The sequence below is a fragment of the Arthrobacter sp. 24S4-2 genome (assembly GCF_005280255.1).
Lineage (GTDB): Bacteria > Actinomycetota > Actinomycetes > Actinomycetales > Micrococcaceae > Arthrobacter.
This window is the reverse complement of the sequence record NZ_CP040018.1, coordinates 483,676-497,182: the sequence shown is the minus strand read 5'-3', so window position 1 is coordinate 497,182 and position 13,507 is coordinate 483,676. Positions and strand designations below refer to the sequence as shown.

10 protein-coding genes are annotated in these 13,507 nt (G+C 62.5%); 2 read left to right on the top strand and 8 right to left on the bottom strand.

From position 1 onward, the window contains the following. The first annotated feature begins 9 nt into the window (after window positions 1-9). Window positions 10-159 carry a hypothetical protein gene (locus FCN77_RS02400; protein ID WP_175417082.1) on the top strand — a complete coding sequence of 50 codons (150 nt, stop codon included), beginning with the start codon at window positions 10-12 and terminating at the stop codon, window positions 157-159. 231 nt (window positions 160-390) lie between these two features. Here FCN77_RS02400 and FCN77_RS02395 read toward each other — a convergent pair whose 3' ends face one another. The 5 genes from FCN77_RS02395 to FCN77_RS02380 all read right to left on the bottom strand — a co-directional run bounded on the left by FCN77_RS02395 (window position 391) and on the right by FCN77_RS02380 (window position 6,033). Continuing rightward, window positions 391-708 (bottom strand): Lsr2 family protein, encoded by a 318-nt coding sequence (locus FCN77_RS02395; protein ID WP_137320963.1) that lies wholly within the window; start codon window positions 706-708, stop codon window positions 391-393. Window positions 709-1,093: 385 nt separating this feature from the next. After that, a complete protein-coding gene (locus FCN77_RS27510) occupies window positions 1,094-1,168 on the bottom strand; it encodes a hypothetical protein (RefSeq protein ID WP_368074354.1) in 75 nt (24 codons plus the stop codon). 11 nt (window positions 1,169-1,179) lie between these two features. Beyond that, entirely contained in the window at window positions 1,180-5,043 is a 3,864-nt protein-coding gene (locus FCN77_RS02385) for a DUF11 domain-containing protein (RefSeq protein ID WP_217496212.1), read from the bottom strand. A gap of 335 nt (window positions 5,044-5,378) precedes the next feature. Continuing rightward, a complete protein-coding gene (locus FCN77_RS27325) occupies window positions 5,379-5,513 on the bottom strand; it encodes a hypothetical protein (RefSeq protein ID WP_302646606.1) in 135 nt (44 codons plus the stop codon). A gap of 88 nt (window positions 5,514-5,601) precedes the next feature. Then, a complete protein-coding gene (locus FCN77_RS02380) occupies window positions 5,602-6,033 on the bottom strand; it encodes a hypothetical protein (protein ID WP_137320961.1) in 432 nt (143 codons plus the stop codon). 918 nt (window positions 6,034-6,951) lie between these two features. Here FCN77_RS02380 and FCN77_RS02375 point away from each other — a divergent pair. Continuing rightward, window positions 6,952-7,245 (top strand): hypothetical protein, encoded by a 294-nt coding sequence (locus FCN77_RS02375; RefSeq protein WP_137320960.1) that lies wholly within the window; start codon window positions 6,952-6,954, stop codon window positions 7,243-7,245. An 875-nt stretch (window positions 7,246-8,120) separates the two neighbouring features. On the opposite strand, the gene FCN77_RS02365 is transcribed toward FCN77_RS02375, so the two are convergent. The 3 genes from FCN77_RS02365 to FCN77_RS02355 form a co-directional block, all read right to left on the bottom strand. Beyond that, window positions 8,121-8,912 (bottom strand): RNA polymerase sigma factor, encoded by a 792-nt coding sequence (locus tag FCN77_RS02365; protein ID WP_137320959.1) that lies wholly within the window; start codon window positions 8,910-8,912, stop codon window positions 8,121-8,123. A gap of 910 nt (window positions 8,913-9,822) precedes the next feature. After that, a complete protein-coding gene (locus tag FCN77_RS02360) occupies window positions 9,823-10,506 on the bottom strand; it encodes a hypothetical protein (RefSeq protein WP_137320958.1) in 684 nt (227 codons plus the stop codon). Then, entirely contained in the window at window positions 10,503-13,256 is a 2,754-nt protein-coding gene (locus FCN77_RS02355; RefSeq protein ID WP_175417113.1) for a glycoside hydrolase family 3 C-terminal domain-containing protein, read from the bottom strand. Before FCN77_RS02355 ends, FCN77_RS02360 begins: the two co-directional genes overlap by 4 nt. Between the last annotated feature and the right edge of the window lie 251 nt (window positions 13,257-13,507).

The following is a 13,507-nucleotide window of genomic DNA, read 5'->3' as shown; positions in this document are numbered from 1 at the left end:
CACCTACAGGTGTACCTGGATGAATTCACGTTCCGCTACAACAGGCGCGGCACGCCCATGGCGGCCTTCCAGTCCCTGCTCGGCCTCGGCACTACGCAAGCACCGACGACCTACCGCCAAATCACTGCCCACGATCCGGGATCGGACCCCGTTACCTGAGCTAACCGGATACCCACTACCGACATTATGGTGTGGATTTAAGGCGTGTCTCAAAATCTTCGCATCGCCGGAAATATGTGTAGATCCTGCCGCTTTTCGCTTGACGTAACATGGCGTCCTGATGTAGGCATTTGCACGGCACAAAAAAAGAAGCCAAAGAGTCTTGAACTCTCTGGCTTCTCTGTTAATGTCCAGGGGACCTGTCACCCCGCACCCGGCAACGCAAATGGTTCAGCGACTTTGAGCCTGCTCATAGGCGTCGACGAGGCTGGACTGAATCGCACCGCGGCCGCTGACCTTAAATCCGTTATCGCGGGCCCAGGCGCGGATGGTGGCGGAACGTCCGGTGCGCCGCGTCCCCTTACCGGCAGGTGTCCTGGTCTTTCGGGAAGCTGCGATGAAACGTGAGAGGGAACCCCTCAGTTCGGCGGCATTCGCCTCCGTGAGGTCAATCTCGTATTCTGTTCCATCCAGTCCGAACCTGATGTTGTGGTCCGCGGTGCTGCCATCCAAATCATCGATCAATACCGTTTCGACTCGCCGTGCCATTCAAACTCTCCGCTCATGGATTCTTTCGGGACCATTCCTGGCCCAATGTGCGCGCTTTCTAACGGGCACAAATATTAGACTCCGTTTCATCGAATCGTGACGCGGAAAGAGCCGGCATTAGACGCAGCGCACTCTTCCCTTTTATGCGCGACGACCTTCAACTTGAAAAGTTGATTTACCCAGGGTGATACTGCGCTGTTTCCCGCCGATAGGTTCACACCAAGGATTGTTGAATGGGCTGAGCAGGCCATGGATCGCCGAAGCCAAAGACTCCGGGCGATGCATCCAACCCACGGAAACGACAAAGGGCCTTCGTGCCCCGCTTGTGGCGGGGCACGAAGGCCCTTTTACCTCCGGCTGCGATTCAGCCGGTCGGTGTTGTCAGTTACCCGTCTGCGCGTGTACGGCGTCGCAGGAACAGGGCTCCCGCTCCACCGATAAGCAGCACCAGGCCCAGCACGAGGAAGCCGGTCACGCCGTTCGCTCCGGTGTAGGCGAGCGGTCCTCCAGTGTTGGCGAGCGGTCCTCCAGTGTTGGCGAGTGGTGCTCCCGGGGGACCAGGGTGTGACTGGTTTTGCAGTCGGGGTTCTGGTCCGCTGCGGGAACACAGACCCCGCCACCGGGGGTGGGGGGCAGGACGTTGGCGATCGTGCCGTTGCCCCGTTCCGCGATCGGCTTGGCCGTGACCGAGTACTTGATGGTCACAACCTGGCCTACGGCCAGGTCACTGGTCCAGGTCAGGGTGTTGCCCTTGACCGATACTGTTCCGGCGGTTGCGGTGGCGTCACCGTTGTAGGTGGCGTCGTCCAGGACGTCGGTCAGGTCATCGGTGATCACGGCGCCGGCAAAGGCGCCGGGGCCGGTCTGGGACGCGACAACGGTGTAGGTGATCTTGTCCCCGGGCTTGACTGCGGTGCCCGGTGCCGGGTTCGAAGTCTTGGACTTCGTGAACCCGCCCACGTCGTGGTGTGTCGTGCAGTCCGGGGTTTTCCCGTCCTGGACGACGCAGCCGGGGCTGCTGACGCTGTTATCGATCAGGAGGTTCGCGCCGTCGGCTGTAGCTTTAGCGGTGTCCTTGACCTTGACCGAGTACGTCACGGTGGCTTTTCCGCCGACCGGTACCGTGCCGGACCAGGAGATGACCCCGTCCGTCAGTGTCGCGGTGCCGATATCGGCTGCCAGATCACCGTTGTATACGGCATCATCGCTCACACCCGCCAGGGCATCGGTGAATACCGCGTTCGCGGGTGCGGTGCCCTGCTGGGTCACGGTCACGGTGTATTTGATCGTGTCCCCGGCTTTGACCGCGGTGCCCGATGCCGGGTTCGAGGTCTTCGCTGTGGTGTAGTTCGCAACCTCGATACCGCCCGGGTCCGGGGGGATGGGCGGGGGGATGTTCGAATCGGGGGGCGTGTCGGCACGGGCTGACGCCGTGTTGATCCGGGTTGTAGGGCCCTCATTCGCCAGGGTGGCGGTGTACTCGTGGGTCTGCGAAGCGCCCGGAGCGAGGCTCGGGATGGTGAATCCGCCCTCCGTCGGGAACTTGTCATCGGAGACGACGATGTTCGTCAGGGTGCCCTGGCCGGTGTTGGTGACCACGATCCGGTAGGGAACGGTGTCCCCGATCCGGTATGTGGGGTAGTCCTCAACGGTGTTGGCGTCGTGCCAGGTGCCGGCCTTGTCCTGAACGTACTTCTTCAGTGAGGCCGAGTAGAAGTTCGCCACCGTGATCGGTGCTGAGGTCCGCATGATCAACTGCGTGTGGCCGTCACGGCCGTCGGCCCGGTTGACCAGCACATCCCCGCCCTTGGCGCCGTCCGTGCCAATCGCCACGGTGAACGCCTGCGTGCCGCCCGGTGCGAGGGCCCCGCCGATGACACGCACGGCGGTCGCGTTCGCGGGTTTGGTCGTGGTCCAGCCCACGGTGTTCCCGGTGACGCTGCCAGCCGAACCGTTCGCAGCTGCACCGGGATCATCCGAGAGCGACGCCGGGTCAGCAGTCGTGTAGTACACCGTGGATCCCGGTGCCGTGACTGAGGTCAGGGAGTAGGAACCCGAGTAGGACGTACCGCGCCCGTCACCCATGTAGGGCAGGATGTCGATGGTGTCCGTGAAAGCCTGCGCGACCGGGTCAAAGGACTTCAGCGTGACCGTCCAGGAACCTGCACCCTTCCCGTCACCGTTCACGTTCGGAATGAACGCCTCATCGGCGGTCTTCCCGATCGTCGTGTAACCATTCGTAGACACCGTGACCTGGGCTGTGGACGGGGCCGAACTCCGCCCACCCACGGACGAGACAACGGAGTTCTCCAGAGTAGAGCCCGGCGTTACGCTGGCGTCCGGAACCGCCTGGTACGTGAGCGTCTGCGGTGCGTTGACCGGAACACCGTTCAGTGTCCAGGTCAGGACCTGATTTCCTGACGCACCGGTGGTGATGACCGGCTCGGGTGAGGCAGAACCGGGAACATACGTCATCCCGGCAGGCAGTGTGTCCACAAGGGTAAATCCATCAGTGGTGTTGGTGGCGGTCTTGCCGGTGGCCTGGTAGTCCAGGGTGTAGACCGCAGGCACACCGGGGCGCACTGTGGTCCGGTCAACAGACTTCGTCACCGAGGGCGTCAGCCCCACAGTCCGCAGGATGTCCCTGGCGCCTGTCGTGTACAGGTACCGTGCGCTTGGTGTGAGTGTGACCCTGCTGGCTTGAGTTGCATCCGAGTCGCGCTGGGGGTTGATCCAGGCGCCGCCCTTACGGTACGAGGAGAACGTCCAGACATCCGTGTTGGGGTCCGTGGTCGGCTTGATGTTCTGCGTGACGAACATGCCGCTGTTCGATGTATCGCTTAGCGCACCGAACGGGATCTGGGCCCTGACAGCCTTGATGGTGCTCAAGTCAGCAGGACGAACAGTTGTCCATCCGAGCGCCCCAACATCAGCACCGCCGGCGCCACAGTCAAACGCGTTCGGGTTGTACAACGGGCTGTTGGAGTTGACCAAGGGGTCAAGACCGACATAGTACTCGTAAACGACGGATGCCGTCTCTGCGGGCGTGACGCCTTCTCCACCGTATGAAACGTTGGTGAACGTCGCGTAGCGGGAGTCAAGAACCGTGCACATACCGTACTTTGCCGCCGGGTCCTGGCCTTTATCCAAGACACCCAGGCCGACTACGGGTGCGGCCATTACCGTGGTTCCCGGGGCTACGCGGTAGGTGTCGTCCCAGCCGACGCCGCCGCTTCCGGTGAATGCCCGGTTCCATTGATTGGCGAATTCACCGAAGAAGTAGATGTTTTTGTCTGACTTATTGTTGCTGGCATCGTCCACGGATGTTTCACCCGTGGGTGCCGTGTAGGTGGGCGCTGAGGAGTTCAGGCTGACTCCCGTGGCGGTGGCTGTGGCAACCCGGACCCAGATCGAGCCGCTGGCCACGGCGGTTGTGCCCGGGGCAAGCGCGGTGTTGGTTGAGTCCTTGGTCGGGTTCAGCGCCGCACCGGAGTAATCGATCCCGGTCAGGGTGAGGCGGAACTGGTTGCCGCCCAACGGCACAAAAGTACAGGACTGCACAAACGGAGCCATCTGGTCAGCCGGGTGCGTCCCGCCAGACCACGGGTGTCCATCCGCGCCGCCAGTAGTAAAGGGGGCACACGCATCCGGAGCAACCGTCACCGTTGAACCGTTGGCCGCGGCGATGGTCAGGTCGTAAGACACCGAATTGGGACCCGCCGGTGAACCGGTGTTCAGGTTCAGCGTCCACTCATAATCAATATCAACGACGCCCGCGCCGTAGGTCGTGGCTGGGCTCGGCTGGCCCCAGAGCATGTCCATCCCGAACTTGTTCAGGATGTTCAGCTGCGGTGTGGTCGCTGTCTTCCCGTCGATCGTGCCCGTTACCGAAACCTTGTCGCCGGTGTTTCCCTTCACCTGGATCGGTGCCTGGATTACAGTTGCGGTGCCCATGTTCTGGGTGCCCAGGTTACAGACCAGGGTCTTGCCGTCAGCAGAGATGCTGGAGGGCGGGTCAACGCCGGTTGTCTTGCAGATATCCGGGATGGTCTTGAAAACCCCGCCCTGCGCGACCAAGGTGGCAGTGACGTTGTCTACCGGTGCGTTGGAGGGTGCCGCGGCATTGTCGTTGATGTTCACATGCCACTCGGACGTCACCAGGTCACCGGAGGCTACCGTCGTGGGTGTGTTGGCTGCCCAGCCGCCGGTGATCTCACTGACAGGTGCAGCGAAAGCCGGAGCGATGCCCGATGCCAGCGTGCCGGTGAGCAGTCCGACCACCGCAAGCAGCGTCACGAGTGACTTACGGAAACCCCCCGGATACGGACGGGTCACATTCCGGCGCTTCCCCTTGCCGGCTGCGAACATCAGGGAAAGTAGACGTTGCTTTGAAGAGCCCGGTGGCGAACCATGCCGGGCAGTGAAATTCCACATACTCATCTCCTGCTTGAGACCGATACCCCCATCAATCCCATCGGCATTAACCGATCTTGGAGATGCGTCGAACTGTGTTCGGCAACCCAAGGAGGGGCAGGAAGGGGAGAACCAGCCGCCCCAACCACCCTGTATACGTGACTACCCGAAAATCGTGACGCGGGAATTCATAGCATTTTCAGGGCTGTCACATGGCTGTCACACAGAGAAACACGGAGACGCTGCAAAATCGCGGATCACGCGCGGCGAGTGGTCAGCAGAGTAACGATGAGACGAAGGCGGCCAGCCAGCATACGGATCCGTGACTGTGGCGTGGTTGCGGCAGGGACGAAGTCCCCGGAGTTGGGCAGGTTCTTGTAGTAGGTATTCACGGCTGTGGTCCTTCATCACGGGGAGGTATGGGTCTCATCAGAGGATTTATCAGGGCAAAGTTTGGGTTGAACACGATAAAGCGTTGAGTCAGGCTGCTACTCTCCTGCGCCTCTTGGCGGTGAGCGCTATGTCATTGCCGCGGGGGGTGTTGTTCAGCCATGCTTGCTGCTTTGCGCAGATGAAGTCAGGATTCCCGTCGGGCAATTGCACGGACACCCAGGACACAGCCTCAGCGACACCGCAATTCCAGGAAAGGAATTCGTTGTCGTAAACGTCACCGATGGTGACGTAACCCTCGGCGAGCAGATGCGCGAGGTACAGCAGAACAAGATGGTTTTTTTGCGCTGTTGGTGCCGGGCCGTGGACGAGGCAGCTGAAGAGGCTAAGGCTCATATAATCCCCGTGATTGTTTGCGAGAATTCTGGCGATCAGTTTCTTGTCGGGGCGGAAGTCACTGGCGCCGGGCAGTTCCAGGAGATCATCTCCCGGTGCCGGCAGAACGTCTGCCCTGGCCTTCATGCCGGAGGGTAGCTCGTATGTAGGGCTCGGAGATCCTTGAGTCCGCATGGCAGTGTCCTTTCTGTTCCGTGAAGGCCGGTTCCGATTCATCCGCGCTCCATGCGGGGCGATCCGGCCAAGGTCTCTGTACTGAGCGTTAGACGGTCTCGGAAGCTTTTCGTGACGATCGGGCAGAGAGCGCACTGTTGGCTGCTGGTCGGTTGCATTGCCCATTTTCCTTTCCGTTTTCGACGCGCTGCCGCGACCGCGATCAACGGCCCCATCAGCAGAATGAGGAGGACCCCACCCAGAAGACACACAACAACGATGGCGCCCACGGCAAACATGAGTAGAACCTGGACCTCGACGCTCTCGGGTGTGAGCAGGCTTCCCGGCACGGTCCTGTTGATAGCGCTCGGCATGTTCTCTCCTCCGGTCGTTTGCAAAAGGACGCGCTCAAGGAGTGGCAGAGGACCTTAAGCGGTGAGGGTTGGGTTGTGACCGGCCGGTTTGTTGGGTCTGGGCACGGCCGGCCACAGTGCCTCTCCGGGTCTCAAGCGGATGACACTCGTGTTCCACGCTCCACGGGGGTGAATGCGCGTGGCCCACGGTCCGGGGCTGAATCGGCGGACCCTTGTACTCGTTACTTGGGGAACGATTCCAAGTGCCGGATTCCAATCGGACACCTACCTTACGAGCGCTACGCGGAATCGTGACGCGCGGACGCAGAGTGGATATCGAAAATGCCCCTCCCCCACCGCTGCGCCTCACAATGGGCGGCATCGGATTCCCCAAAGATCGTGCCGCGCCGCGTCACGAAATCTTCCTGCGCCGGTAAGGTCGCTGACCCCGCCCAAGGAGAAGGCAACGGATGCAGCTGCTCAAGGCAGTCCTCCGGGCTCGTCATTTGACCCGATGATTCACAGTTGGAGGACCCCCATGATCGTCAAAAGCCACTTCCTGAAGGGCCGGAAAGCACCAGCGAAGAATAGACCTGCTGCCCGCAGGCGCCTCTACGACGAGCCCGTGACGCCGACAGGGCAGGCTCGATTATGGCGAGTTTTCCAGCCGGGCGATCGCATCGAAGTGATCCACAACGGGACCTACAGCCGCACCGGAATCGTCCATGAACGGACGCCGGACGGGAAGACGCTCTGGATTTTGCTGGACTCCGGGATGGGACGCATCTTCGTCACAGAGGGCGACCCGGTGGCGTTGGTGCCCTATGGATAAGTGGCTTGTGCCCTCAGTTCTGACTACACCGTCTCATCCATGTGCAACGTGTGCGGCCATCCCGGGGAGCTACACCCGACCGGCGCCGTACTCTGCACACTGTGTCTTCCGGTCCTCTACCCGGATCCGCGAAGGCTGTCCGGCCGTGCGGGGGTGCGCTGACATACTGCTTGATGACTGGAATTGGGGGACGTCTTGAAAATCGTGCTGTGCATCATCTGGGTGCTGTTCGTCGTGGCCGCCGTCGCAGCGTGCAGCCAAGCGGTACGGAAGTCGAAGCGCCAGAAACGGTTAATCGATGCCTGGCCGGAGGTAATTGTGCAAAGCAGCTTTGCACAATTGCCTCCGGCCAGTCCCATGCAGCGGCGAAGGCCCGCATGTAGAACAGGTTGCGGCGCGAGAACCCCTCATGTTGGGAAATGCCGATCGAGAATGGTTCGTCCGATCCCCCAGTGCAGCTCCAGCATGGGCCGCATTGACCACGCGCTGGACGCGCTGGACGCGATGCTGCGCCGAGCGCACTTGATCCGTCACAGATGCAAGGATCGGCGCCCAGGAACACAGCCTGGTAGTGGTCGATCATTTGGCGCTGTCCCCCCGGTACGGACTTCGTTTTTCCCGGGTGGCTAAGACGCGGGTCAGTGAGTGCGCGTCCGGCATCCTCATGCACGAAGGTGCCGGACGCGCTGCCCGTGGCCTGCCCAGATAGAAGAGTCCGTTGGGCGGTACACGGGCCCGTGACACGCTACGGCGGCCTCCCTGAGATCCAGGTACCCATTGCCGCCGGCATCACGAACGTCCATATCACTGGCCGGGAGGAGAATCGTGACGCGCCTGGCGGATCATGTCCTGTGTGCAGGCAGTTCCGTCCGCTGTCAGAGACGGCGCATGCTTGAGTGTGCTTCCCGGAGCCGGGCCAGTGCCCGGCTGCAGTCCTTGCAGCCGGGCAGGTGCCGGTTGAGTTTCGTCTGTTCCCGTGCGGATGCATTCTGCATGGCCTCGCGGGCCAGGAGTGTAAGGAAGGGCCCGCAGTCCTGGTCCGGGGCTTCCCCGAGGGACGCGATGAGGTAGGCCTCGCGGAGTCCGCGGCGTGCGCGGCGGATCAGCGCGGAGACGGCGTTGGGTTCGATGCCCAGGATGGGTGCTGCCTGCCGCGGGGGCATTTGCTGAACGTCGATGAGCTGCAGGACGTGCTGCCACCGGGACGGAATGGACGCGAAAGCCTTCCCGGCCAGCTGCCGGTCCTCCGATTCCTCGACCCAAACGAATCCCGGGTCCTCGGCCCGAGTCTCCGGGACAATGTCCGTGGGACGCTCGAAGCTGCTCCGCCTCCAGTGATCGACTGCGCTGGTCCGGATGGCTCGGTACAGGTAGGGGCGGAAAGGGCCGCGCGGACCATTCCCTGCCTTGACGGCCGAGAGAATCTTGGCGAACGAGTGGGACACCAGGTCTTCGGCGTTAGCGTGGTGCTGCACCAGGTTGTAGGCGAAGGCAACGCCGGCGTCCCAATGCAGTTCGTAGAGATCTGAGAAAGCGTCAACGCCAGTAAAGCCGCCGTCGTGCAGGAAGAGCTCCTCCGTATCCCCGCCCAGGGACCCCTGTGCCCATCTGCCGGTTTCTTCCACCGGGGGCGTGCCGGCCGGTGCGAGGGCTTCCGCCGCAGGCACCTTGTCCGCCGCGTCCGGCGTCTCTGGCTACCCGCGATGTTGCGCTGCGGCGGGGTTTGCGGGTTCTATGGCTACTTCCTTGGACCGGGAGGAGATTGCGTGGCCGGCCGGTAAGCAGTGACCGGCCACGCAAATGCCCGCTGCCGGGAAGCAGCAGGCCAGCGCACCGGCTCATTGGGGGAACATTCGGTGCGCTACCCTGGCACAAGACGCCGGCCCGAAAACGCAGTCCCCGTGCGTACATAGGCCAGCGCCGGGCAACCCGGGCACAAGTTCTACTGGGCGGTAGACGAATCGTGACGCCCGTTGGAGCCGAACGTGGTGGAGATCTCTCTTGCGCTAACGGGGAATCGGAAGGGCCTGCTTCTTCGGCCGCTATTCAGTCCAGGAAGCTTTGTTCAGCTACCCGTTTGCCCGTGTACGGAGGCGCAGGATCAGGACACCTGCTCCACCGGTGAGCAGCACCGGGCCCAGCAGGAGGAACCCGAGCTCCGGCGTGTGTCACGCCGTTTGGCCAGCCGAGCTGGAACGGGTGGCCAAGCGGTTGTGGCGGCTCGATCGAGCTGTAGGACGTTCCTGCTTCCAGCAGCACTTCCCAAAGAGCCTCGACGTAAAGCAGCCCCCGCACGTTTCCTGGTGAAACGAGCGGGGGCTGCTTTTCTTTGGGTGGCGTGGACGGGTTCTTTCGTTGTCCTTGTGCATGCTGCCGGCGATGGCAGCGCTGGTAATCATGACGATGAGGAAACCGACTACCACCAGGTACGACGAGATGGTGACACACCAGCCCATCACTTCGCCCAGGGTGGCCCGAGTGCCCAGTGCCTGGGCGCGGCCTGCCTAGCGCGAACCGGCCCGGCAGTCGGTATTTCACGCGACTGCCGGGCCGGCGCGCATGGACCTCGGAGGGTTTCTAGTGCACTGCGGCGGAGAATACCTTCAGTCGGCCATCGCTCGGGAGCGTGATGGACGCGATGGTCTTCCCGTTGGATGCTCCGGTGTCGACGGTCAGTCCGTAGAGGCCCACAGTGTGGGGTGTGTTGTTCCCTGGCCGCTGGTTCCATACGGTGGTCGCCACCAGGCTTCCACCAGGTGCTGGGTTGCTGCTGTACCAGTCAGCGACTTCGATCGGGAACTGCTCACTGCTGCCGTCGGTGTAGTTGACCCGAAGGAAGCCCAGGATGTCACCGTTGTTGGCGGCCGTGAGCAGAGTGATCTTGTGTCCGGAGCCGTCGACGCTGAGCGTCTGACCCTGCGATGCCACTGCGTTGGCAGTGCCGGGGCTCTGGGACGGGAACGTAAGCTGTGCCCCGTCGACAGTGACCTTGCCGCCTGCGGTGATGCCGTACTTGGCCAACGCGCCCGCTGAGTAGCTGTTGCCCGAGCCGTCGAAATCGCCGGCTCCGGGGTTCGAGTCATCGGATACGGCCACGTTGTTGACGGCAGAGGCGATGGACTGGGCGGCAGGGGCTGGCGGCAGCGGGCCGGGGTTATCTGTGCTGACAGAGAACAGCTTCATGTTTCCCACAGAAGGCATCGTGATGTAAGACAGCGTCTTGCCCTGCGGCAGGGGGTACACCTCGCCGTAGATACTCACATCATGTTCGCCACCGCCGGCTGCCGGGTTCCAGGGTCGGTCGCGACAATGCTGCTCAGGCCGGTCGATGCGTTGCTGTACCAGTCGGAGAAGTCGATCGGGGCCTGGGCTGAAGTGCCGTCGGTGAAGGTAGCTGTGAGCCAGCCGCGGGCTGAGCCGTTGTGCGCCGCACCGAGCACGACGAGCGACTTGCCTGTTCCGCTTGCCTTGATGACCTGTCCCGATGCGCTGACCGCGTTCGGTGTTCCGGGCGCCTGCGAGGGGAATACCGTCTTGGCTGTGCCAACGGCTACCGTGCCACCCGGGGTCACGCCGTCGGCGGCGAGACTCTGGGTTGAATAGCTGTAGCCGCTTCCGTCGAAGTTGCCGGCGGCGGAGTTGCCCGTGTCTGCCACGCCGACCGTGTCTGCCGCCGCGGCCATCGAAGCGTAGGGCACGACAGGATGTTGTGTCTGGGTGACCGACCTGTCCTTGCCGTTCACCTTCCCCGTCAGCGTGACCGAGAAGTCCGACGTGCCCGGCTTGGCGTCTGCCGGTATTGCGACCGTGAAAGTCTGTGTCGTCCCGCGTCCGGCAGGGATGGTTCCCAGGTTCTGGTTGGCCGGAGTAACGGACCAGCCTGCAGCCGCGGACACGTTGAGCGCGGCGGAGGTGAGGCTGGAGTCGGAAACGTTGCTGACCTTCGTCGTCACCGTGTAGGTCTTACCGGGTTCAACGATGCCGGGCAGACCCGAGACCTCTGCGCGAACGGGGCCGTCGGTCTTCTTCACGTCGTACTTGGTGCTCAGCGGCAAGGACGATGAGGAGCCGCCGACAGCGAGCGTGTAAGTGCCGTTCTGGACAGTGAATGCCTGCGCTGCACTGTCCCAGTAGGACAGCTCCCGCGGGTTGACCGTGAGGGTGACCTTCTTGGTCTCGTGCGGTGCGAGCTGGACCTTGCCGAAGGCGCCCAGTTCCTTCGGCGCCGTTTCTGCCAGGGTGCCCGGCTTGCTGACGTATAGCTGGGGCGCTTCGGCACCTGCCCGGTCCCCGGTGTTGGTGACGTCGAAGGACACGGTCACCGGGTCATCCGATTTCCCGGAGGTGTGGTCGAGGGTCAGCCCGCTGTAGCGGAAGCCGGTGTAGGAGAGCCCGTAACCGAAGGGGAAGAGCGGGGTTTCCTTGTTCTTGTCGTACCAGCGGTAACCGACGTAGATGCCCTCGGAATAGGACCCCTCGTCGTTGATACCGGGGTACTGGGCCTGGGTGTTCGCCGGCGTTTGCTTGTCGGTCGCGGGCCAGGTCTGGGGGAGCTTGCCGGACGGGTTTACGTCACCCCACAGGAGCTGGGCGGTGGCTGCGCCGCCGCGGGCTCCGGGGTACCAGGTCTGCAGAACGCCCTGCACGTTTTTCACCCAGGGCATCAACACTGCCGAGCCTGTCTGAAGCACGACAACCGTGCGGGGATTCGCGGCGGCGACCGCGCTGATCAGCGCGTCCTGAGTTCCGGGCAGTGCCAGTGACGGACGGTCGCCGCCTTCAGACTCGTCGTCCTTGACGAACACCAGGGCGACATCGGCGGATTTCGCGGCCGCAGCTGCCTGGTCAGCGTCGGAACCGTCAACGTACGAGACTGAGGCTGATGACCCGGCACGAGAGACGATGGCGTCGTATGCGTTGTCTACCGAGAGAGGATCGACCTTGCTGCTCCCGTCGCCCTTTGCGGAGTTTTTCGCCGGGGCACCGATGACGGCGATCTTCTGGGTCGAGGAGCCTAGGGGCAGAACGCCCTTGTCGTTCTGCAGCAGCACAGCGCTCTGGGTTTCAATGCTCTGGGCGGCGGCGTTGTCAGAGGCTTCGTCGATTGCGCTTCGGGCCATGCCGTCACGGTCGAACAGTCCGAATTTGAAAAGGACCGTCAGTGTTTCGCGAACGCGGTTGTCAATGTCCGCCTGCGTTATCTGTCCCTTCGCAAGTGCCGCCTCGACATTGGCTTGGGTGAAGAAGACGCCGGTCGGCAGTTCGACGTTGAGCCCGTCAGCGATCGAGGTCGTGGCATGGGTAGCCGGGTAGTCCGAAACCACAAAACCCGTGAAACCCAGCTGTGAACGCAGTGAACCGAGGGTGTCGCTGTTGTCGCAGGCGTACACATTGTTGATCTTGTTGTACGAACACATGACCGAGCCGGGGTCCCCGCCGGCGATAGCCACGGCGAAGTTCTTTTCGTAGATCTCGTGAAGCGTCCGGTCATCCATGTTGGCTGACACGGTCGTGCGATCGGTCTCCTGGTTGTTGCCCACGTAATGCTTCACTGTGGCGATCACGCCCTGGTCCTGGATGCCCTGGACATTCGCACCAGCCAAGGTGCCCGAGAGGAAGGGATCCTCGCTGTAGTACTCGAAGTTCCGGCCGTTGGTGGGGACGCGCTGAATGTTCTGTCCCGGGCCGAAGAGCTGCTGCTGCCCAAGGGCGCGGGCATCGGCGCCGAGCACGGCACCAAACTTCTTAGTCACCTCGGGGTCGAAGCTGGCTGCCGCGGCGGAGGCTGAGGGGAGCTGCGTGCTCTTGTCCGCACCTGTGCGAATACCAACGGGTCCGTCAGTCATAGTCAGGCCCGGGACTTTCAGCCGCGGAATGGGCGGAATGTACCCGATGGTGGGTATCGGTGACTGGGATGTGTCAACGCCGTGGAGCATGTTGACTTTCTCCGGGAGCGTCATCGCCGCGAGAAGCTCTCCGGCACGCTGAGCCGGGGACTGGGTTTTGTCCATCCACGGTTGTGCGGTGTCAGCAAACGCTGCCTGGGCAGGCGCAAGCAGCGTACACGAGGCGATTGCCGCACCCGCTACCGTCGCCATTAATCGGAAAGGTTTCGATCTGACCTTCATGTAGACACATCCTCATTGTTGTCTCCTCCGGACGCGTCTTCACGACCGGATTTATGCGCTTAGAGCACACGGATCCACAAAAGCTATGCGCATTGATGGTTCGGGGGTTAGCATATTTGGCAAGCGTTATTGCC